We start from the raw sequence: 21,393 nt of genomic DNA on the forward strand, positions 1-21,393 counted from the left end.
TAGAAATTACACTATCGCTAAACTTCGACCAGAGTATCGTATATATTACTGCTAATCGCAAACTAAGAACCGCCAACTGATCAAGCCCAGGCTTTTCTTAAAAAACGTAGCCAGTTACCATGCATCATATTTTGAATATCTTCATCGGTATAACCGCGTTTTTTTAGCAGATCAGGAACTTTTTGCAAATCGGCAATGGTTTCCAGGTCATACGGGCATTGCTCACGACCAAAGGCTCCATCAAGGTCGGTACCCATACCTACGTGCAGGGCGTTACCGGCTATCTGGCAGATATGATCTATATGATCAACCATTACTTCCATATTGCAGTTCATACCTTTAGGTGTTGATACTCCCCTCACCCAACCCGGCACCATCATCCAGGCATCAAGCGCTGCACCAATAACTGCACCACGGTCAATCAGTACTTTAATCATTTCGTCGCTGTACTGCCGGTTATGATTTACCAGCGCGCGGCAATTATTATGACTTGCCCAAACATGACCGTTAAAATGGTCAAGCGCCTCCCAAAAACTATCGTCACATAAATGGGTGGCATCCAAGATAATATTCAGGCGCTCCATTTCCTTTAATAGCTCATGCCCTTTTGGCCCCATGTAGCCGGTAGCATCTGTGCCTTGTGCATACCTGCCAGGACCATAATGCGCCGGGCCAACGGCCCTGAGACCGTAGTTATAAGCCCGTTCCAGGTGTTTAACCGTCACAATCGAATCTGCACCTTCCAAACTTAAAATGTAGCCTACCGGTTTCTTTTCAGTTGATGCGCCATCGCCCCAAAGCGCCAGGTGCTTTTCAAGGGACGCAAGATCGTTCACCTGTACCATTTCCTCGGCATCTTCCATGGCTTTGTACCAGGCTACCTGCCCCTGGGTTTGTGCCCAGGCCTGCTCAGGCGAATGCCAGCCCGGCAAAGGATTATCAGGAGCTACATAACGCCCTATCTGTGTGGCTACAACCAGGCCTATATTGCCTTTCCGTAATTCGGGCAGTGTAACAACGGCTTTTGCACGATCTGGCTTATCGGTTAAGCCTTCTTCGCGTTTATTTACCTCAGCAAGTGGGCGCGTAAGGTCGCGGTTCCACTCCAGGGCGTTCATGCTTAAATCCAAATGGGCATCTATAACAAACATGGTTTCGGGGGAGATTTAAATGGTGATCTTGCGGTCGCGGGCTTTATTCAGCCATTCGCCGCTAATATTTTCGTTCTCAATAGTATAAACGCGCTCATAAAGCGCTACCGTAGGACAAACATGGTGCGGAATGCCATAAAGCACATCGCCCACCTTGTATTGATGATTAGCGCCGGCTTCAACTACCAAATGCTCTTCGCTTTGACTTACCGGGTAAAGCGCAGGCGCGTTTAAAAAGTAAATACGTTTGCTCAATTCGTTCTCGGCCGATATCGACTTATGCCCCACATCTAAACAAAGCTTGCCTGGGCTGGGTAGTGAAATCACTCTTGTAACAACCAGCGCGGCAGGTAAAAAATCCTGTTCAGGCATCTCCATCTGATATCCTTTGTCCCAGTAAACAAATGTGCCAGGGCTACACTCAACATATTTTCGTTTGGCATGGATAGGAAAAGTAGGTGATCCACCCGCAACTATAACCGGCTCAGGATAACCCTTGCTTTTTATGGTTTGCTGTAATTTAAGCACAGGATCAAATGCAAAGTTGCACCTATCCGCCCGTTTCTGTAAATCCACATCATGAATATGGCCATCATAAGCATGCAAACCCACAGGGTTAATTCCTGGCAATACTCCGCAATCCATATAAAGCTGTAACGCTTCAAAGCCCGGAGCTATACCAGTGCGGTTCATGCCAACATTCATATCCAGGTATACATCGATATTGGTTTTAAACCTAACCGCCGCGTCGGAAATCTCCTTAGCCGATGATGAATTATCAACTAAACAAGAAAAATGAGTTTGGGGATAAGCATGGATCAACCGGATAAAACGGTGCAGTTTTGGCCCTTCGGGCTGATAGGCCAGCAAAACATCAGAAGCATTGCTCATGGCCAATAACTCGGCCTCGGCAATGGTAGCACATTTAAACTTGCGGATACCTGCATTTAGCAGCAACCCGATAACCTCTGCATTTTTATAAGTTTTAACATGCGGGCGCAAACGGGCAACATCATCAATCATACCCGTAAGCGTGGTTATGTTTGTTTTAACCCTATTGGGATAAACAACCAGCGCCGGGGTATCCAGCTTATCAATATCCTGTATAGTATACCAGTTAGGGGTCATGGTTTTAAGTCGGAAGTATTAAGTTAAGTAGTAAGTCGTAAGCCAGGCAATTTTTGTAGAGATGCATACTTGCTTCTCTACAAAATCGTATCGAATTATTTATTCTAATTCAAACAGTGCTTCAATCTCAACAGGGATATTATCAGGTAGTGATCCCATGCCTACTGCGCTGCGCACGCCGATACCATTCTCTTCGCCCCATATTTTAGCAAAAAGTTCGCTGGCGCCGTTAATAATGAAAGGGTGTTTTTCAAATTCGGGAGTACAGTTAACCATACCCAGCACTTTTATAACACGCTTTATTTTATTAAAACTGCCGATGTTGGCTTTAATAGTAGCCAGCATGGTTAAACCAACCTGCTGCGCAGCAAGCTTGCCATCTTCCTGGCTCACGGTATCACCAACGCGACCGATAATCAATGAGGCATCGTCCTGCACAGGGCCATGGCCCGACAGGTAAAGGTATTTGCCATCAACTAAACATGGTTTATAAACGCCAAGTGGCTTTGGTGCAGGCGGCAGATTTAAACCCAGCGCTGCAAAGTTTTCTTCGGGAGTGTTCATGGGCATAAAACTATTGTTTTTAAATAAAAAAGTATCATAAAAAACAAAAAAGCCGGGGATCTCACTCCCGGCTTTATCCAAAATCAACTAAGTAGAATATATAATCTCAAAATTTAAACGACACACCAAAATTGATAGCGTAGTCGGCAAATGCCGCGTCGCCGATAACATAAGTACCGGTAGCTATTGAGTTTTCTTTATCTGTAACGCTTTGTGTACGGTCGCGTTTTAACGCGATTGGTACGCTGGCGAAAATATTCACCCTTTTAAACGCGTAGCTCAGTGAAGGCTCGGCAGAAATAATATACCCCGGACGACGGAAGCCATCGCTTTTGCCAATCAAATCATGAACCGGGATACCTTCAATCCGGCCACCTGCCGAAATAGTAAATACATGAGCGATAGTGTAGTTAACACCCACACGTGCCAGGTACTGATCCGGTACGCTTGAAATAGCTTCATTAGCCAGCGTTGCGCTCAATGTTTCGCGGTAAGTGCGTGTCCCATTCATATTGCGTGGGTTGCTCATGTAGTACAAATTGCTGTAGCCGCTAAAGCCGCTGCCAAAACCTAAATAACCGTTTGCCTCAGCAATGATACCCAAACCACCATCGCCTAACTGGATTGACTGATCGACAGGGCGCTCAGACGGAATAACATTGTAAAAATGTGATTTGTAGTTAAAATCGCCTGTAGGAAGCTTAATACCTAAACCAACCTGGATATTACCATTGCTTTTACGGCTATCGAACAGCCAGCGGTTAACGATGATACGTGAATCACCAATACCATCAGAGTATGATTTATGACGCTCTTTACCACCATGTTCATATAATGATGAACGGGTATTTACCAGGTAAGGTATACCTACCGAAACCGACCAATACTGGTTAAAATTACGGGTGAGGTTGATATCGATAGTATGTTGGTGATTAATTACCTCGTTACCTATAACCTGACGTTGCTTTTGCTCATCGGTACCCTTAAAGTGGCGGAACGATTTAAAATAACGCCATGAAGCGGTAAGTTCCCAGCCTTTGTATGAGGTATCCTGAGTAGTGTGTTCCATATTGGTAAAAGGACCATCACCTTTTATAGCAACGCAACCCTGGGCATGGGCGCTGGTATAGGTAAACAGGCCACATATAGCTGTGCAAAAAAGAATTTGTAAAGTATGTTTCATAATATGTTGTTTATATGTAATTGCAGTTTGTAATCGAAGGTTAAATAAAGCCGGAGATCTCACCCCCGGCTTAAACAAAACCAATTCACTATTTAATTCTAAAAGTTACTCCTACGTTAATGGCGTAATCCGCAAATGCGGCATCGCCCTGGGTATAAACACCGGTTAAACTGGTCGAAATTTTATCCGGCACACTTTGCGTACGGTCGCGTTTTAACGCTACAGGTACAAAGGCATAAATTGAAAATGATTTAACACGGTAAGTAACACCGGGCTCAGCCGAAATGATATACCCTGGCCTGCGGAAACCATTGCTGCCACCTACAAGGTCATGAACCGGTAGGCATTCATAACGTACACCTGCAGAGAAATCAAACTTGCTGATACCATAGCTCGCGCCACCGCGGATCATTACCTGATCCGGCACGCTCATTACATCGCTTCCGTTAGCAACGGCTTTGGAGCTTGGTACACTGCCACGGGCCGATGATACACCGTTTTGCTCCCTTGGGCTAATCAGATAATAAAAACCGCCGTATAAGCCAAAACGCTGCGTAAAATTGTAGTATGTATTGATCTCGGTAGTAATGCCTGTACCGCCATCACCCAACTGGATAGACTGATCAACAGGACCAAGCGTTTTGCCATCGTTGGCCGCTGTATGGTAAAAATAATCCTGGTAATTGTAATTTCCTGTTGGCAGCTTTAGTCCCAAACCAACCTGAATATTACCACGGCGGGCTTTTGCAGGGTTTAATAACCAGGCATATGCAGTTAAGCGCACATCGCCCAAACCAAATGAATGGGTTTGCAGGCGTTCTTTACCACCGTGCTCATATAATGATGAGCGGCTGTTGTCCAGTATCGGCAAGTCAACCGCAAACGACCAGCGGTTATTAAAAACACGTGTCAGTGTTAAATCCTGGGTATAAGAATGATTGATAACATTTGTTCCCTGCTCAATACGTTGTTTTTGCTCTTTGGTACCAACAAAATGTTTATATGAGCGAAAGTAACGGTTGTTACTATTCAACAGCCAGCTGCCGCTGCTGGTAATACTATCCGGGTGTTCATCCATAGTACATAAGCCGCCCGTACTTCTGATAGCAACACAGCCTTGCGCATTTGCTTTTGCAAAGCCTGCAAATATGATGATCGTAGTAACGTAAGTAAGTTTCAGTATAAATTTTTTCATAGAGTTAGTAGTAGTATTTGTATGCATTTGCGATTGTTCAGATAATAGGTTTACAAGGCAGGGTAATTTTTCACCCTGCACCATAAGATTTTGATATGTTTTGTTGACTTAGCTTACTTTTAAATGTGATGTTTGTTTAAAAGGCCAAAGTATATATCCAGCCGGTGCTTTTTTAACCGCAAACCACAAGGCCAGCAGCACACCATAGCTCCCACCCCGCTCTATCCACTCAAACATTTCATATTTGGGATAAAAGAGCTCGCTGGATATTTTCCATATGATAAAAACGAGTAGTATATTTTTAAAAGGACGAATAAGCACCATCGCAGCAGCCAACACCTCAAACAAGCCAACCACCTGTGCCGTTTTAGCCGGATCGGCAAAACCAAGTGCATGGTATTGGTTTAGCAAGCCTTGTTTTTGAATCAGGTTAAGCCAGCCGTGACCTATCAGCAGCATAAAGGCAAATACCCTTAAACAGGTGATAACTTTGGCTAAAGTATCGGTGTTGATATTTACATGATCATCCATACGGGCAAACCATTGCCTTTTCCCGATTTTGAACCCGCCCTGCAACAACAGCAATACAAATGGTGCTCCGTAGTTGCCGGCGCGTTCGATGAATTCAGCAAAAGGCTCTCCCGATAAAGGTCGCATAGATGCCGTGGCCAATCCCCAAACTATCAGCCATGCGGCTACAGCGCGGGTTGGATAAACCAGCATAGATATACCCATCAATATATCAACAGTACCAACATAAGGCATCAGGGTATAGGCCATCTCTTTACCTATCCCAAATACGCCGAAATAGTTACACCAGATCTGTTTGGTGATTATTCCAAAAGCGCCATGCCCGATAAAGCACATGGCTACTGCCAGGCGAAGTGTATAATATATTTTTTGATCGTTTGTTAAGCTGCGCATTGTTTATTCGTCCTCAATTCAACATCCTTTTATTTTGCGTCGGCACCATCTGCCTTACCCCTGTTAACCGCGTATTGGCCAACTTTATTTCCGGTTGTTAAACCAACTTCGCAATCACTGCGATAGTGAATGGCTCCGTACAACCTTGACATAGCCGCCGCGTGCGCCATATCGGTAAATTTACTTCCCCTATCAGGCAATAAATAAGTTAACACAGTTGATGCCGCACCACTAAAGTTAGAGTGGCCAGATGTATAGGCCGGAAAGTTTGGCACACCGGTTAAGGTTTTGATATTAGGGTTAGCTTGCGACGGGCGTTGGTTAAAGTAAAAATACTTTGTATCCCAGCACACAATAGCAGCATCCATTTCGGCCATGTTCAATAAGGCAAAGTTACGCGCCCAGCGCACTTCACTGTAGTTTTGTTTTACAAATTCATCTGCGGCAATGGCGTTCCAGTGACCGGCTGGCGTATAAGTACCAACACCATCAGCCCAAAAAGCAACCAGTTCCTCATGATCACGGCTGTGGTCTTTGCTGAATGAAAGCACCTCTTCCGTTTCCTTTTTAAACTCAGGCGAATTAGTTGCATACGGCGCCGGTGGCCTGATGGCAACTACAGTAGCCGAATCAAACAGAAATGGGGTAACTTTTGAAAACAATGGCAACATCGGCGGTCTTTTGGGGGTTTCCAGGCTCACCCAAAATTGTTCGCCTTTTGCTGCGGTAACTGTTTCAAAGCTTTTCCAGATATCAGGGGTACCGATAGCTTTACCTGCACGATCATTACGGGCGCGGGTTGCAAATAGTAAAGCAACCTGCCTGCCTAACGATTCGCCGGCTGTAAACTCACCACGGGTATTTGCACCTGAGGATATTCTGTACAACCTTTCTTCGTCAACTTTGCTTTGTATGTAAGCAATCTCGGTTGGGAAAAGCAGCTTCATGATCTCAGATGTAGCACCAGATACAACAGCGTCTTCACATGGATATGAAGGCAGATCAGATGCCGGGATCAGCGCTTTAACACCCGAATCATTTTTATATGGTGCAGTGCGTTTGTAAGTATTTTTGAAGTGCCATGCTGCAACCAAAGCATCATACTGGGCAGCACTTACGTAAGCGTAAGCACGCGCGGCATAAGGCGGGTTTGAAAATGGGAACTCCGGATAATTGAACGGATTAGCCGAGTTTGGCGCCGGATAAGTACCGTCGGCGTTTTGATATGGCGGCACATTGTGCTTAGCTACAAGTTCGCGCAAAATCTCATTCCACCTTAATACCGAGCCGGCGCTCCAGTATTGAATTTTTGCCTGTTGATCACTGCTCAGGTTTTTCTGCAGTGCCTTGATCTCATTTAAATCGGCCACATAGGCTGGCGATGTTAAAGCATCAGGCGTAGCCACGTTTAAGGTACTAAAATCTGTAACCAGCACCGGTTTCCAGGTATCGGCAGTAAGGTCCAGATTTGAGGGTTTAAGCGCGGGGTATAGCGATGTGCGGTCTAAAATATCCTTTCGGCATGAGCTAAAAGTTACCGCTGCCAGTGCCGTGATTGTAAATATATTAAGTATAGTTTTTTTCATTTCATTGATCATTTGTTGTCCAACCTCTTATTACTTCTCCTTTTTTGTGCTAAACACGTAATACACACCTGCAAAGCCCGAACGGGTTTGCCCTACGTTACGCCCGTCTAAAACATAGTTACCACCTGCGGTAAACTCAAGTCCGCTTATTGATTGGAAGCTATACTTAAGTATCAAACCAACAGCTGTACTGTTCATGCGGTTACTTGGAAACGGCATATCGTTTTTGCGGATATCAAAACCGCTTGTGCTTGTAATTTTGGTAAATGTAGCCTCGGCATTAAACTTAAGACTGCGGTAGCCGCTGCTAAACATAAAGTTGGTAGCGTTTGGCAACTGCACCTCATTGGTGTAATGCATCTCGGTGGTGTAGTATGAATTTCTGTCGATGGTAATGTTGTCACGGCGGATGTACTGGCCAGAACCTGCCACGAAAAACCTGCCTGTCTGGTAGTTAAGCAATGCACGTAACGCAACGCTTTTGCTATGTAAACCTACAGACAAAGGCAAATAATCAGCTTCGTAATTGGCTAAAGGCAAAGTACCGGTAGCAATAGCGTGAACGCTGAATAAGCCACGGCCTATCTCCTCTTTTACTGCCATCCACTTAAATGTAACCGCAAGATCCTGAAATGACTTTTCGCCACGTAAAGTACCTGCAGATGCATTTGTGGTTATATACGGAACCATAAACAAGAGATTTATGCGATTTGAAAGACCGTAGTTACCGCCCAAACTGTAAACATTGGTGCTAACGGTACCTAAGTTTTGATTATCCCGTTTAAATGTACCTTCCCAGTAATGGTCCCAACTCCCATGGGTGTATACTGCGGCAGCACAAAAATAATTTTTAGGGATCATCAACGCGTCAGCATCGGTTTGCGCTTTGGCACATTGTGTTACAGCTAATAAAAAAGAAACAACAATACAACATCTGTAAAAATACAGCGACATAAATTTCATTACGTTTAAATAATAAGGGTAATAACTAATTGTAAAATGGTTGAACAAGCCGGTTGGGTGCTATCAATCTTGATTACCAAGTAATTGACAACACATCAGCATTAAGGAACATGATCAAAGCCGTAAAAAAGAAACTGTACAACAGCAATCGGCCACGCACGGCGGCGCGCTGGTTAAACAGCCAAATGATAAAAAACGGTTTGTATCCTTAAAATACAGGCACACAAATCAATTTAACTCATAATTTACAGGCAATAATCAGCAGGCAGAGTTAGGCGGTTTGCCGGGCGACTCGATGAAGGGTGAATTTACATGGTAGGATATAGGGTTCGGTTTTACCGTTAACTTCCTTCCATAGGATAAAAATTGATAATGCATAACCTGGAAGCTGTATTCGCCGCCAGCGCTTATTTTCTTTTGTGATGAATCATGCGCACCTTTTTTGCTCAGTGGCACGTCACTTATTTCCTTGGCAATAATGAGGTTTGCATTAACCAAACGGGTTTTAACGCTGTTGGCTATACAAATAAACGACATGGTATCCTGCGTAACCTTGTAACGCAGGTAATTGTAGTAAACGCCTTTTAACTGGAGTTGTCCCTGGTCATGCACATAACCGTTCCAGCTGTGGATCTTGGGAAGATGTACCGGAATCTTAATTTCAACAAGCTTGGTAGCATCAACCTTGTTTTCGTAGATCTCTTTTACAATTTGCGCTTCAGATTGATGAATAAAATACTGAAATACCAAATTGTATCCGCCCAAATTGAACAGATGCACATTTAATAACAGTATCGCTATAAGCTTTTTCACCAAAAGAAATTATTGTTCGGGTATATAATCAACAGTAAATATATGTAACAATATTGTTAAAACAAATAAAATGTAAAATTGTATAAATCACAATTACAACGGAACGCAATTAATATTTTGCCAATTTACATCAGCTATATTTGCAGGATAAGTAATCTGTAAATTATGGATCTGATAACCAAACCCTGGCCGTGGTACGTGGCCGGACCGCTGATTGGCCTTGTTGTACCTGCCCTGCTCATCATCGGTAATAAAACTTTTGGAATATCCTCTTCATTAAGGCACATATGTGCAGCCTGCATTCCGGCTAATATTTCATTTTTTAAGTACGACTGGAAAAAGGAAAGCTGGAACCTGTTTTTTGTTGCCGGGATTGTTTTAGGGGGCTTCATAGCCGCGCAATTTCTATCTGCCAATCACGAGGTTGAAATCAATCCGCAAACGCATGCGCTATTACAGCAACAGGGTGTTAAGGATTTTAACGGTTTACTGCCGAAGGATATCTTCAGTTTCGATGAACTGCTTACTTTAAGAGGTTTTGTTTTTATGGTAATAGGCGGATTTTTAGTTGGCTTCGGTACCCGTTACGCCGGTGGCTGTACATCAGGCCATGCTATTATGGGTATTTCAAACCTGCAATGGCCATCGCTGGTGGCTACCTGCTGCTTTATGGCGGGCGGTTTTATCATGACCTGGTTTATTTTACCTTACCTTTTACACCTATAATATGCGCAACATCAAATACCTTTTTGCGGGCCTGCTTTTTGGCATAGTGCTGGTAAAATCAGAAGTGATTTCCTGGTTCAGGATCCAGGAGATGTTCAGGCTGCAATCATTTCATATGTACGGCATTATAGGTAGCGCTATTATTGTTGGGATAATTTCTGTCATGATCATTAAACGCTTTAAGATCAAAACTCTTTCCGGCGAGCCCATTGCTATCCCCAACAAGAAATTTAACTGGGGCAACGTGTATGGCGGGCTGATATTCGGTTTAGGCTGGGCAATTACCGGCGCATGTCCCGGTCCGTTATTTGCGCAAATCGGGAGCGGATTTTTGGTTACTTCGGTTACATTATTGAGCGCTATTTTAGGAACATGGGTTTATGGGCTGCTAAGGGAAAAATTGCCGCATTAAATTACTCTTGCCTAAACAACTAAGCTTTTAGATACTATGATCTCACCAAAAAAGATATCGGTTTCAAACATTTTCAGTATCCTGATCATGGCGCTGGCGCTGCTGGTTATTTTTAACCCCAATGCCAAAGGTTACCTGATCAGGGGCTTAATGTCATTAGGTCTTTTCCAGCCCGATCCGGAAGGCTATGCAAAACATAGCGAAACGCCTGCCAATGTTCCCGACATACAATTTAAGGACGCCAACGGCAATATCACATCGTTAAGCTCTTTAAAATCTAAAGTGGTATTCATAAATTACTGGGCTACCTGGTGCCCGCCCTGCATAGCCGAAATGCCGAGAGTAAATGAGCTTTATAAAAAATTCAAAAACGATCCTAAAGTAGCCTTCCTGTTAGTGGATGTAGATAATGACTTCCCCAAAGCCAAAGCATTTATGCTCAAAAACGGCTACGATATGCCTTTATACAACCAGATCAGCAATGTGCCCGAATCGTTGCTCGATGGCACTATCCCTACTACATTGGTATTTGATAAGAATGCTAAGCTTGTTTACAAACACTCTGGAGCAGCTGATTACAGTAGTGAGAAATTTGAAGAGTTTATTAAGAACCTTGATTAGCCTGATTAAAGGATTTCCTGATGATACTCATCTTGCGAGATAATCAACTATTTTATTTCCTACAAACTTATAAATTAAAGAAAGTGGTTAGTTCCTTTATTACTGAATGTCTTTAACAAAAAGCCTTGATTAGGCTGATTTAAGGATTTCCTGATAACTCGAATCTGACAGATTAGCCACCGGCTTGGTTTCCAACATGCTTATAATTCAAGAAATCCTTAAATCAAGCCAATCATGGTTCAGATATTTTTATTGTTATTTTAACACTTATTAACAAATTTTTCTTTTCTTTACTGTACAATCAGTTAAATCCTAAGTTTCAATGAAAAAGAACCCGTTTTTACAACTCGGCGTTATCGCTTTGTCTTTATTGAGCTCGGCATCCTACGGGCAAACAGGTACACTTAATATCAGTACCGATTCAAAAACAACTATCAGCAAACATATTTACGGTCAGTTTGCCGAGCACCTTGGCCATGGCATTTATGGTGGTTTCTGGGTTGATAAAACCCTGCCCGTAAAAAAGCAAGACCGTATCAGGCTTGATATTGTTGATGCCCTCAAAAAGATAAAGATCCCTAACCTGCGCTGGCCAGGCGGCTGCTTTGCCGATGAGTATCACTGGCGCGATGGTATTGGTCCAGCAACCGAACGCCCGCGCATGGTAAACACCAACTGGGGCGGCATTACTGAGGATAACAGCTTTGGCACACACGAGTTTTTGGAATTATGCGATTTATTGGGTTGTGAGCCTTACATTGCCGGTAACGTAGGCAGTGGCACCGTTGACGAAATGTCTAAATGGATTGAATACCTTAACTCAAACAGTACCAGCACCGTGGTACAGCTACGTAAAAAGAATGGTCATCCGGCCCCTTATAAAGTAACATTTTGGGGTGTAGGTAACGAGAGCTGGGGTTGCGGTGGTAACATGACACCCGAATATTACACCGACTTATTTAAACGCTATGCTTCATTCGCGAAAGATTACCCGGGCGCCAGACTTAAAAAAATAGCCAGCGGACCAAACTCCGACGATTACCACTGGACAGAGGTTTGTATGAAAAACATCCCCAACTGGATGATGTCGGGTTTATCATTACATTATTATACTATACCAACCGGCAACTGGGGCAAAAAAGGTTCGGCGACTGATTTTAGCGAGAAAGAATATTTTGGCACCATGGTTAACTGCCTAAAAATGGAAGAGCTGGTTACCAAGCACTCGGCCATTATGGACAAATACGATCCTGAAAAAAAGGTAGCACTTGTTGTTGACGAATGGGGCGTTTGGACAGATCCTGAACCAGGCACAAATCCGGGTTTCCTTTATCAGCAAAACAGCTTACGCGATGCTTTGATAGCCGGCACAACGCTCAATATATTTAACAACCACAGCGATCGTGTTAGAATGGCCGCGCTTGCACAAACCATCAACGTATTGCAGGCATTAATATTAACCGATAAAGAAAAAATGGTGCTTACACCCACTTACCATGTGTTTGACATGTATAAGGTGCACCAGGATGCCAAATACCTGCCTATTAAACTAAGTGTACCTGATTATGAAGTTGATGGTAAAAAGATTGAAGCGGTAAATGCTTCTGCCTCACAGGATGCATCAGGCAAAGTACATATCTCATTAGTAAACCTTGATCCGCATAATACTATCACCATTACAACCGGCCTTAGCGATGTAAAATGGCAAACTGTTAGCGGCCAGGTATTAACTTCGGCTAATTTAACTGATGTGAATACATTTAAAGATACTAACAAGATCCACCTGAGCACTTTCAGCGGCGCTAAAAAAGACGGCGACAAACTGGTGGTAAGTCTGCCTGCAAAATCTGTAGTAACACTTGAATTAAAATAAACACCCTTTTCCCTAAAAAGCAAACGGCCGGGCAAATTGCCCGGCCGTTTTTATGATAAGATCTTTATACATTTTTCTTATGCCGATCTGCGGCTATTGCTGATCAGTGCCGATTCATATACTGCACTAATAATATCCTCAGCAGAAAAAGTTCCCAGGAAATCCCAGTCGATGTGGCTGTAAATAACCTGTTTTGATGGCTCGATAATATAAGTAGCCAATAAGGGCGCGTTTTCATCGATGCCCGAAAAGCGGTCCCATACAGGGTAATCATCAGAATATACCCTAAATTGTTTTGCTATTTCATTATTGGCATCGTGATAAAAATTAAGCGTTAGACTTTGCTCCCAGGCCCATTTTTCAAGTTCCTCCGCCTGACCATCGGTGATGATAAGCAGGTTGCCCCCGCTTGCTTTAACTTCATGCTGAAGAGCATTCAATTGTTTAAGCTGCGCTAAGCCTTGTTGCCCCCAATGGTGCGAGAAAAAAGAGATCACCAGCGGCTTACTCAATAAATTCCTTTGAGAGATAGCCCCGTGAGTTTCGGCACCATTGTAAAATTGCTGCCAGCGGCTATAATCATTGCTTAGCTTAAACTCCGGCACAAAATTGCCTGCCTTAACCGGGTGCAACGATTTTATTTTACGAAAATTAAGATCGGGGTCGGCAACAACTTCAAGCAGATCGAAAAAAGGATATTTATTGTGATTTGTAGTTTGCATTTTAAATAGTTTTATGATGTTATGGATAATGTTTTAAGGTATTTGTAGTTGAGTTTTAATAAATCAACAACAGCGGCATAATCCATAAATTACCCTGTAACGTATCAGCAAGGCCGGCGGAGCACTATTGCTTATTTGTTTGTTGTGGGATGGGTTCATAAAATTCTTTTAATTATATAGTGAGGTCAGTAATTTTAATTGAGCTTGAGTAACGCGGAGAGGATCTCAACAGCAGCAACACACGGGCATATACATCCCGCTCCTATCTTGAGCCGATATGTACTTGTTGTCGATGATTAAATTATTGCCCGTCATGTATTTTTGAATGTTACGCAACAAATATACTATAATATCTATAAACTTAGTAGAATTTATTAAAAATATTATTTCCTCTCTTTTTAGCGGGCTGATATTTGCCACCCCCGTCCCTATTAAAACAAAACCTTGTAATTTGCGTTCCGTATAACCAATAAATTAACTATGCAGAACAGGCTAAAACCACAGTATATCATACTCCTTATTTTAAGCGTTTTAGCCCTATCTAACTGTAAAAACGGCAGCAAAAAACATCATACCTTAAAAGCCGACTCCCTTAAAAAGAAAATGGCTAAGGAGTGGACCAAAACCATTCCGGGTAACTTTAGTAATCAAACAGAGTTGGTATTTGACAGTGCACAGATTGTTACCTTTCTGCAAAAACATCCTGATTTGACCCCATATGAGCAGGATCTCAGGAATTTTTACCGCAAGCGTAAATTTGCTTATGCCTGGTATGAAAAAGGTATACTCATTGAACAGGCAGGCAACCTGAACGACAGGTTAATGAACCTGCAAAATGAAGGTATATATAAAGGTATCCCCTACCAAAAAGATTTAGACTCGCTGATATTTGATAGTCACTCCAAATCAAAAATTAAAAAGCCCGACGTTGGTACCGAATTAATGCTCACGGCGCAATACTTCGCGTTTTCAAAAGTGGCTTTCCGGGGTATGAGCGATTCTGTTAGCCGCGCGGTAAACTGGTTTCTTCCACGCAAAAAAATAGCTTATGATGATTACCTGGATACATTACTTAAAAAAACGTCAAAAGAATCAACTACTATAAATGAGCCGGTGTATCGTCAATACGACTTGCTGAAAAACTTCCTGGCCAAATACCGTGCGCTTGATGCTCATGAAAGCTGGGAACCAATCAAGATCAGCAAAAAACTTAAACCAGGTGACTCATCTGCTGTAGTTGCACTAATAAAAACAAGACTTTATAAACTGGAAGATTTTAAGGGTGATACGCTAAGCAACATCTTTGATGATGAGCTTAAAACCGCGATAACCCAATTTCAGCAAAGGCACGGCCTCAGCGCCGATGGCTTACCCGGCCCCGGAACCATTGCTGAAATGAATGTTCCGCTTAAATCGAGGATCAAACAGATCATAGTAAACATGGAGCGCTGCCGCTGGCTGCCGGTAAGCTTAAACAGCGAATATCTTGCAGTTAATATCCCGGAGTTTAAGCTGCATGTTTACCGTGGCGACAGCCTTTTATGGAGCTGCAATGTAGTAGTTGGCCAAAAGGTACATCAAACAGTTATTTTTTATGGCGAGATGCAATATGTGGTTTTCAGCCCCTACTGGAATGTACCCGAAAGCATTGTCCGTGCCGAAGTACTTCCGGCCATAAGAAGCAACCATAATTATCTTAATGAACATAATATGGTTATGGCCGGCAAAGAAAATGGACTACCGATAATTCAGCAAAAACCGGGGCCTTCAAACTCATTGGGGCTGGTTAAATTCCTGTTTCCCAATAGCTATAATATATATCTCCACGACACTCCTTCAAGATCGCTTTTCGGCGAATCGTCACGCGCTTTTAGCCATGGTTGCATCCGCGTTGGCGAGCCGGCCAAACTTGCATCATTTGTGTTAAACTACGATAGCACATGGACAGCGCCCCGAATTAATAAAGCGATGCATTTAGGCAAAGAGCAGGTAGTAAAGCTTAAGAAAAAGCTACCCGTATTTATAGCTTACTTTACGGCCTTCACCGACAGGAATAATCTTCTGAATTTCCGCAAAGATATTTATGACCGTGATGACCAGCTTGCATCCATGATTATGTCGGGCACTGGACAATATTAAATCTCATTTTCTTCTTATTACTTCTTGCAGCAGTTTAAAATACTGGTAATTAATAATTGTAAAATATTTTTTACGGGTTTGTAGGCAATCGCTAAAATTTAATTGTCCTCACTTTAAATCACCCTTGTGCTCCCTACAAAGGAACATTTTTCCCTTTGGCACGGTGATTCATTAACCAAACTATATGACATTATTAATAAACCCAGGAAAACTGATGCCTATGTAAAAAAAGCTTACTCTCCCCACTACTGGCAATAATTACCCGGAGGGAATTTACTGCCCCGAAAAAAGATTTTTGAATGTTTATAACTGCGTAGTGCTTTCCAGGGTGCTTCGCTATTAACTCCCTTTAAATTCAATAAAATATGAAATTTTTCAAACACCCGGTGGGTGTACACAGGCCATGGGTATCAAAATCCCTTAACCTGTGTAAATTTGCCCTTGCAGGTATGGTGCTCTTGAACATGCAGGCTTCGGCTGCTGAAGCGCCAAAAGCAAATGCCAAATCAAACTACAATTTTAATTTAAACTTCGCCAAGCTTACCGGTAAGGTAGTTGACGAAAAAGGCGAAGCGCTTGTAGGCGTAAGCATCAGAATTAAAGGTACTACCACTGGTACCCAAACGGATGCAAACGGTAACTTTACACTTGATGTGCAGCCCAATGCCGTATTAACCGTAAGCTATATTGGTTACGGCACCAAAGATGTTGCCGTGGGAGGTAAATCAACAATAACAATTACCTTAAACTCAAATACTAACCTGAACGAGGTTGTGGTAACGGCTTTAGGTATTAAAAAAGAAGAGAAAAAGTTAGGTTACGCAGTAACAACAGTTAAAGGCGACCTGCTTGACAAAGCTAAAGAATCAAACATTGCTTACTCATTAGAAGGTCGCGTAGCGGGTGTAAGCATCAGCGGTGTAAGCGGCGGTCCGGGTTCTTCGGCACGTATCTTATTACGTGGTGTAACCAGCGGATCTGCAGGTTCTCCGTTATTTGTTATCAACGGTGTACCAATGGATAACTCTTCACGTGGTACATCAGGCGAATGGGGCGGCGCTGATTATGGCGATGGTATCGCTAACATTAACCCGGATGATGTTGAAACCATGACCGTACTTAAAGGTCAATCGGCTTCAGCTTTGTACGGTGCCCGCGCAGCTAACGGTGTTATTTTGATCACTACCAAAGGTGGTAAAAAGAACTCTGGTTTTGGTGTTGAGGTTAACAGCAACTATCAGGCCGACAAACCTATCAACTACGAAGATTTCCAAACTCAATATGGCCAGGGCGAGCATGGTGTAAGGCCGGCTAACGTAGCTGCTGCCATATCAACCGGTAACTTAGGCTGGGGCGAAAAACTGGACGGTCAACCAACAATCCAGTTTGATGGTAAAATGTACCCATATTCAAACAAGAGCAATTATCTTGATTTTTACCGTACAGGCAACACCTTCACCAATACCGTATCATTTGACGGTGGTAATGAAACAGGCGCTTTCAGGTTATCATTATCTGATGCACATGCTAATTCAATTGTGCCAAACAGTAATTTAGACAGGAAAACCTTCAACTTAAACGCTAATCAAAACGTTACCGATAAGTTGAACATTGCTGTTGTTGCTAACTACCTGGTTGAAAACTCTAAAAACAGGCCAAGCTTGAGTGATGGTCCGGGTAACCCTAACAACGTACTGTTCCTTGCCGCCAACGAAGACCAAGCTGCATTAAGCCCAGGTACAACCGCTTCTGGTGCCGAGCAACAGTGGAACAATGACATTTACGTTACCAACCCTTACTTTGCTGCAAATAACTTCATCAATAACACCGGCAGGAAACGTTTAATTTCATCATTAACTGCCCGTTATGATTTCACAAAATGGATTTATTTACAAGGCCGTATCGGTTATGACAACATTAACGATAGCCGCTTCAAAGTAACCCCTACCGGTACTGCTTATTCAAGCAATGCTGCGGGTGGTTTAGATGAGCAATCAACCGCACAACAATACGAATTAAACTACGACGTATTATTTGGTGTAAAGCATGACATTGTGAAAGACCTGTTATCATTTGATTTTACAGGTGGTGGTAACATCCGCAAAAACAGCTATACTTATACCAGCTTAAGCGGCGGTCCGTTTATTTTGCCTTACTTCTATAGCTATTCAAACCTGCAAACTAAAAATGCGGCAAGCTATACCTTCAATCAATCAGAAGTTCATTCAGCTTATTATACTGCAGACTTTTCACTTAAAAATTACTTAGTGTTAAGCACCAGCGGTCGTTATGACACCTACTCTACCCTATATCCGGTAGTTGTTAAAGGTAATGGTGGGCTGTTTGCACCTTCAGCATCTGCAAGCTTTATCTTCTCTGAATTTACACACTGGCCTGCTCTTGACTTTGGTAAACTTCGCGTTTCATATGCACAAACCAGCGGTGAGCCAACTGATAAATACATCACTCAACAGTACTATAACATCAACAACCCTGTTAATGGTGTAGTTACAGGCGGTTTTTCAGGCGATCTTCCAAACTACTTCCTGAAACCATTTACTTTAACAGAAACTGAGGTTGGTACCGAAATGAAATTCTTTAACGGTCGTGCTGGTTTAGATGTGGCTTATTTCCACCGCAAAACCAAAAACGAAATCCTTAAAGGTTCATTGGACGTAGCTACAGGTTATAACACCCGTTACATCGGTACCCAGTCATTCCAGAACAATGGTATTGAGGTTGAGTTAAAAGGCACACCAGTTCAAACTTCATCATTCTCATGGTCACCATCAATAAACTTCACCTATGTTAAAAACAAGGTATTGAAAACTGATGATGCTATGACAACTCAAGGTTTAGGTACTTACAGGCCATTAAATGCTAACCTTGCATTTGTGGTTGGCTTACCTGGCCCACAAGTTATGGCTACCGATTACAAACGTAATGCTTCAGGTCAAATCATTTTTGATGCAAACGGCTTACCTGAATCAGATGGAGTGCGCAGGGCCCACGGCACAACCGTTCCGAAAATTTACGGTGGTTTTAATAACGATTTCAGCTACAAACACATCAACTTATCATTCCTGGTTGATTACAGGTTTGGCAATAAAGTGTTATCAGCAACCAACTACTATAGCATGTACCGCGGTTTAAACAAAGCAACTTTGGTTGGTCGTGAAGGTGGTGTAGTGGGTGACGGTGTAACTGAAGACGGCCAAAAAAATACCAAATCAGTTGAGGCAGAGGTTTACTACCAGGCTTTAGCGCAAAGGGTATCAGCACTTAACGTGCTTGATGGCAGCTTCATCAAATTACGCCAGGTTACTTTAGGTTATACATTTACCAGAGGCTTCCTTACCGGCACTCCATTTAGCGGTGTAACTATTTCAGCGGTAGGTCGTAACCTTTGGACAATTATGAAACATACCAACAACATCGATCCTGAATCGGGCTTTGCTAACAGCGTAGCTTATGCAGGTATTGAAGGTACCAGCTTACCAAGCACACGTACCTACGGTATAAATGTTAACTTTAAACTTAAAAAATAACAGAGAGATGAAAAAACGACTCATATATAGCGGTTTATGTTTAGCCGCGGCTCTTGTTTCGGGTTGTACAAAAGATTTCACCAAGATAAACACAAACCCAAATGCTACTTCAGCAGCCGTGTTTAATCCTAACTTTCTTTTAGCACAAGCCCAGATCCAGTATTCACAAACTGGTTACGATCAGCTGCTTTATCAAAGCATGTGGTCACAATCGTTAGCTTCAACTTACGATTATTATGGCAACGGCGATAAATACATCTATAAAGGTTCATTCAATGATTACAAAGCAAGGGTTTATAACAGCGGATACTCTGCTGAAACACTTGTACAGGAAATGAAAAACCTTACCGATGGTAAAGCTGAGTACGCCAACTTAAACAAAATTGCCACCATCATGAAGGTGTTCATCTTACAGCGTGTAACAGATGCTTATGGTGATGTTCCTTATTCTGAAGCAGGTATGGCTAAACAAGGTATCTTTACCCCTAAGTTTGACAAGCAGCAGGATATTTACAACGCTATGTTGGCTGATCTTGATGGCGCTACTGCAGGTCTTGATGCATCAAAAGACAAACCAAGCTCTGATCTTTTCTACACAGGTGATATCACCAAATGGAAAAAATTAGGTTACTCGTTAATGGTACGTGTTGCTATGCGTTTGACTAAAGTTGACGCTGCTACTGCTCAAAAATATGTTGAAAAAGCATATGCAGGCGGAACTATGGCCAGCATTGATGATAACGCTAAAGTAAAAACTGATAACGCTAATGGTAACTCAAACAGCACCATCAACGCGTTAACTGTTCCTGACGATTTCAGGGAAGTACGCTGGTCAAAAACCTTGATCGACTACATGCAAACCACTGCCGATCCACGGATTTCAGCTATCGCTGAGGTTGCATCAGGAACCGGTAAAGCAGCTAACTCAAACGAAACCGTTGCCGGTAATAACGATGCATCTGTTCAACACGGTATGCCAAACGGTTATGACCTTAACGGTGGTGCTACTGATATCAGCAAAGCACCTGGTTATCCGGGTACTTCACCTGCCGATCCAACAGTTGCAAATGATGCTGCTGCACCAGATGGCAAATACTCACGCCCAAGGTTGCAGGTTTACTATACTTCAAGCACCAGCATTAACCCTGTTGACAAAAGCGGTATCAATATGCTTTTAACCTACGGCGAAACCGAGTTGTTATTGGCAGAAGCAGCAACAAGAGGCTGGAATACAGGTACTGCAGCAACACACTATGCAAACGCGCTTGTTGCCAATCAGCTTGAGCTTGCTCAATTCAACGCGACTGCTACCATAAACAGTGCTACTGCTACTGCTTATGCAGCAGCACACCCATTGCTACCGGCTACAGCATTGCAACAAATCAATATGGAATACTACGTTGAAACATCTTCAACATTTATCCATAACGAAACATGGGCTAACTGGAGAAGAACAGGTATACCTGTTCTTACACCGGTTAAATATGTTGGTCAGTTTACTGATGGTTCAATTCCACGCCGTATTATATATCCGCTTACCCTGATCACTACCAACACTGCTAATTACAACGCAGCTGTTGCAAGCCTGTCAGGCGGCGATAACTTTACGTCACGCGTTTGGTGGGATAAATAATAATACCCCTCTATAAATTCCCTTAAAAAACAAGGCTATGGCTTCATAGCCTTGTTTTTTAGTTTTACAACAAAAAGGATTAATAATCCGGTGGCAATTATCAATACAAATAATTAAATTTAAATCCCCTGCAACCCGGAAAAATAAAATCTGTTGATGATGTGTTGTTCTTCTCCCCTCTTTAATTTTAAACTTAAAAGATTAAACACTTT

At 42.7% G+C, this 21,393-nt stretch carries 17 protein-coding genes; 7 read left to right on the top strand and 10 right to left on the bottom strand.

The window, feature by feature from the left end:
• Positions 1 to 80: 80 nt before the first annotated feature.
• The 9 genes from EAH55_RS15560 to EAH55_RS15600 form a co-directional block, all read right to left on the bottom strand.
• Positions 81 to 1,151 carry a dipeptidase gene (locus EAH55_RS15560; RefSeq protein ID WP_121810472.1) on the bottom strand — a complete coding sequence of 357 codons (1,071 nt, stop codon included), beginning with the start codon at positions 1,149 to 1,151 and terminating at the stop codon, positions 81 to 83.
• Between the two features lie 15 nt (positions 1,152 to 1,166).
• The gene (locus EAH55_RS15565; RefSeq protein WP_121810473.1) at positions 1,167 to 2,279 is read right to left on the bottom strand and encodes a D-TA family PLP-dependent enzyme; all 1,113 of its coding nucleotides are present in this window, start codon (positions 2,277 to 2,279) and stop codon (positions 1,167 to 1,169) included.
• A gap of 99 nt (positions 2,280 to 2,378) precedes the next feature.
• Complete coding sequence (locus EAH55_RS15570) at positions 2,379 to 2,843, bottom strand: RidA family protein (RefSeq protein WP_112572265.1); 465 nt, start codon at positions 2,841 to 2,843, stop codon at positions 2,379 to 2,381.
• A 106-nt stretch (positions 2,844 to 2,949) separates the two neighbouring features.
• Positions 2,950 to 4,026: a hypothetical protein gene (locus EAH55_RS15575; RefSeq protein WP_112571762.1), complete on the bottom strand. Its 1,077-nt coding sequence runs from the start codon at positions 4,024 to 4,026 to the stop codon at positions 2,950 to 2,952.
• An 88-nt stretch (positions 4,027 to 4,114) separates the two neighbouring features.
• A complete protein-coding gene (locus EAH55_RS15580; protein ID WP_162996896.1) occupies positions 4,115 to 5,221 on the bottom strand; it encodes a hypothetical protein in 1,107 nt (368 codons plus the stop codon).
• 108 nt (positions 5,222 to 5,329) lie between these two features.
• Positions 5,330 to 6,145, bottom strand: a complete 816-nt coding sequence (locus EAH55_RS15585) for a hypothetical protein (protein ID WP_121810474.1) — start codon at positions 6,143 to 6,145, stop codon at positions 5,330 to 5,332.
• A 29-nt stretch (positions 6,146 to 6,174) separates the two neighbouring features.
• Positions 6,175 to 7,731, bottom strand: coding sequence for a phosphatase PAP2 family protein (locus EAH55_RS15590; protein ID WP_121810914.1), 1,557 nt, complete (start codon positions 7,729 to 7,731; stop codon positions 6,175 to 6,177).
• A 30-nt stretch (positions 7,732 to 7,761) separates the two neighbouring features.
• Positions 7,762 to 8,685, bottom strand: coding sequence for a transporter (locus EAH55_RS15595; RefSeq protein WP_208644858.1), 924 nt, complete (start codon positions 8,683 to 8,685; stop codon positions 7,762 to 7,764).
• 267 nt (positions 8,686 to 8,952) lie between these two features.
• Complete coding sequence (locus EAH55_RS15600; RefSeq protein WP_121810475.1) at positions 8,953 to 9,507, bottom strand: hypothetical protein; 555 nt, start codon at positions 9,505 to 9,507, stop codon at positions 8,953 to 8,955.
• Positions 9,508 to 9,672: 165 nt separating this feature from the next.
• On the opposite strand from EAH55_RS15600, the gene EAH55_RS15605 reads away from it, so the two are divergent.
• The 4 genes from EAH55_RS15605 to EAH55_RS15620 all read left to right on the top strand — a co-directional run bounded on the left by EAH55_RS15605 (position 9,673) and on the right by EAH55_RS15620 (position 13,139).
• A complete protein-coding gene (locus EAH55_RS15605) occupies positions 9,673 to 10,233 on the top strand; it encodes a YeeE/YedE family protein (RefSeq protein WP_244228218.1) in 561 nt (186 codons plus the stop codon).
• A 1-nt stretch (position 10,234) separates the two neighbouring features.
• A complete protein-coding gene (locus EAH55_RS15610) occupies positions 10,235 to 10,645 on the top strand; it encodes a DUF6691 family protein (protein ID WP_121810477.1) in 411 nt (136 codons plus the stop codon).
• A gap of 36 nt (positions 10,646 to 10,681) precedes the next feature.
• The gene (locus tag EAH55_RS15615; protein WP_121810478.1) at positions 10,682 to 11,266 is read left to right on the top strand and encodes a TlpA family protein disulfide reductase; all 585 of its coding nucleotides are present in this window, start codon (positions 10,682 to 10,684) and stop codon (positions 11,264 to 11,266) included.
• 322 nt (positions 11,267 to 11,588) lie between these two features.
• On the top strand, positions 11,589 to 13,139 hold the full coding sequence (locus EAH55_RS15620; RefSeq protein ID WP_121810479.1) for an alpha-N-arabinofuranosidase: 1,551 nt from the start codon (positions 11,589 to 11,591) through the stop codon (positions 13,137 to 13,139).
• Positions 13,140 to 13,216: 77 nt separating this feature from the next.
• Here EAH55_RS15620 and EAH55_RS15625 read toward each other — a convergent pair whose 3' ends face one another.
• Positions 13,217 to 13,861, bottom strand: a complete 645-nt coding sequence (locus EAH55_RS15625) for a redoxin domain-containing protein (RefSeq protein ID WP_112571776.1) — start codon at positions 13,859 to 13,861, stop codon at positions 13,217 to 13,219.
• Between the two features lie 480 nt (positions 13,862 to 14,341).
• Here EAH55_RS15625 and EAH55_RS15630 point away from each other — a divergent pair, with 480 nt between their 5' ends.
• The 3 genes from EAH55_RS15630 to EAH55_RS15640 all read left to right on the top strand — a co-directional run bounded on the left by EAH55_RS15630 (position 14,342) and on the right by EAH55_RS15640 (position 21,181).
• On the top strand, positions 14,342 to 16,000 hold the full coding sequence (locus tag EAH55_RS15630) for a L,D-transpeptidase family protein (protein ID WP_121810480.1): 1,659 nt from the start codon (positions 14,342 to 14,344) through the stop codon (positions 15,998 to 16,000).
• A gap of 365 nt (positions 16,001 to 16,365) precedes the next feature.
• A complete protein-coding gene (locus EAH55_RS15635) occupies positions 16,366 to 19,548 on the top strand; it encodes a SusC/RagA family TonB-linked outer membrane protein (RefSeq protein ID WP_208644859.1) in 3,183 nt (1,060 codons plus the stop codon).
• A 7-nt stretch (positions 19,549 to 19,555) separates the two neighbouring features.
• Positions 19,556 to 21,181, top strand: coding sequence for a SusD/RagB family nutrient-binding outer membrane lipoprotein (locus EAH55_RS15640; RefSeq protein WP_121810481.1), 1,626 nt, complete (start codon positions 19,556 to 19,558; stop codon positions 21,179 to 21,181).
• Positions 21,182 to 21,393: the final 212 nt, after the last annotated feature.

It is taken from the genome of Mucilaginibacter kameinonensis (assembly GCF_003675385.1).
In the GTDB taxonomy this organism is placed as follows: domain Bacteria; phylum Bacteroidota; class Bacteroidia; order Sphingobacteriales; family Sphingobacteriaceae; genus Mucilaginibacter; species Mucilaginibacter kameinonensis.

Bases quoted from the DNA above. Each gene is read 5' to 3' on its own strand.
- EAH55_RS15580 (WP_162996896.1), bottom strand. From the start codon at position 5,221: ATGAAAAAATTTATACTGAAACTTACTTACGTTACTACGATCATCATA.
- EAH55_RS15560 (WP_121810472.1), bottom strand. From the start codon at position 1,151: ATGTTTGTTATAGATGCCCATTTGGATTTAAGCATGAACGCCCTGGAG.
- EAH55_RS15575 (WP_112571762.1), bottom strand. From the start codon at position 4,026: ATGAAACATACTTTACAAATTCTTTTTTGCACAGCTATATGTGGCCTG.
- EAH55_RS15610 (WP_121810477.1), top strand. From the start codon at position 10,235: ATGCGCAACATCAAATACCTTTTTGCGGGCCTGCTTTTTGGCATAGTG.
- EAH55_RS15590 (WP_121810914.1), bottom strand. From the start codon at position 7,731: ATGAAAAAAACTATACTTAATATATTTACAATCACGGCACTGGCAGCG.
- EAH55_RS15595 (WP_208644858.1), bottom strand. From the start codon at position 8,685: ATGTCGCTGTATTTTTACAGATGTTGTATTGTTGTTTCTTTTTTATTA.
- EAH55_RS15585 (WP_121810474.1), bottom strand. From the start codon at position 6,145: ATGCGCAGCTTAACAAACGATCAAAAAATATATTATACACTTCGCCTG.
- EAH55_RS15565 (WP_121810473.1), bottom strand. From the start codon at position 2,279: ATGACCCCTAACTGGTATACTATACAGGATATTGATAAGCTGGATACC.
- EAH55_RS15630 (WP_121810480.1), top strand. From the start codon at position 14,342: ATGCAGAACAGGCTAAAACCACAGTATATCATACTCCTTATTTTAAGC.
- EAH55_RS15605 (WP_244228218.1), top strand. From the start codon at position 9,673: ATGGATCTGATAACCAAACCCTGGCCGTGGTACGTGGCCGGACCGCTG.
- EAH55_RS15635 (WP_208644859.1), top strand. From the start codon at position 16,366: ATGAAATTTTTCAAACACCCGGTGGGTGTACACAGGCCATGGGTATCA.
- EAH55_RS15625 (WP_112571776.1), bottom strand. From the start codon at position 13,861: ATGCAAACTACAAATCACAATAAATATCCTTTTTTCGATCTGCTTGAA.
- EAH55_RS15615 (WP_121810478.1), top strand. From the start codon at position 10,682: ATGATCTCACCAAAAAAGATATCGGTTTCAAACATTTTCAGTATCCTG.
- EAH55_RS15620 (WP_121810479.1), top strand. From the start codon at position 11,589: ATGAAAAAGAACCCGTTTTTACAACTCGGCGTTATCGCTTTGTCTTTA.
- EAH55_RS15570 (WP_112572265.1), bottom strand. From the start codon at position 2,843: ATGAACACTCCCGAAGAAAACTTTGCAGCGCTGGGTTTAAATCTGCCG.
- EAH55_RS15640 (WP_121810481.1), top strand. From the start codon at position 19,556: ATGAAAAAACGACTCATATATAGCGGTTTATGTTTAGCCGCGGCTCTT.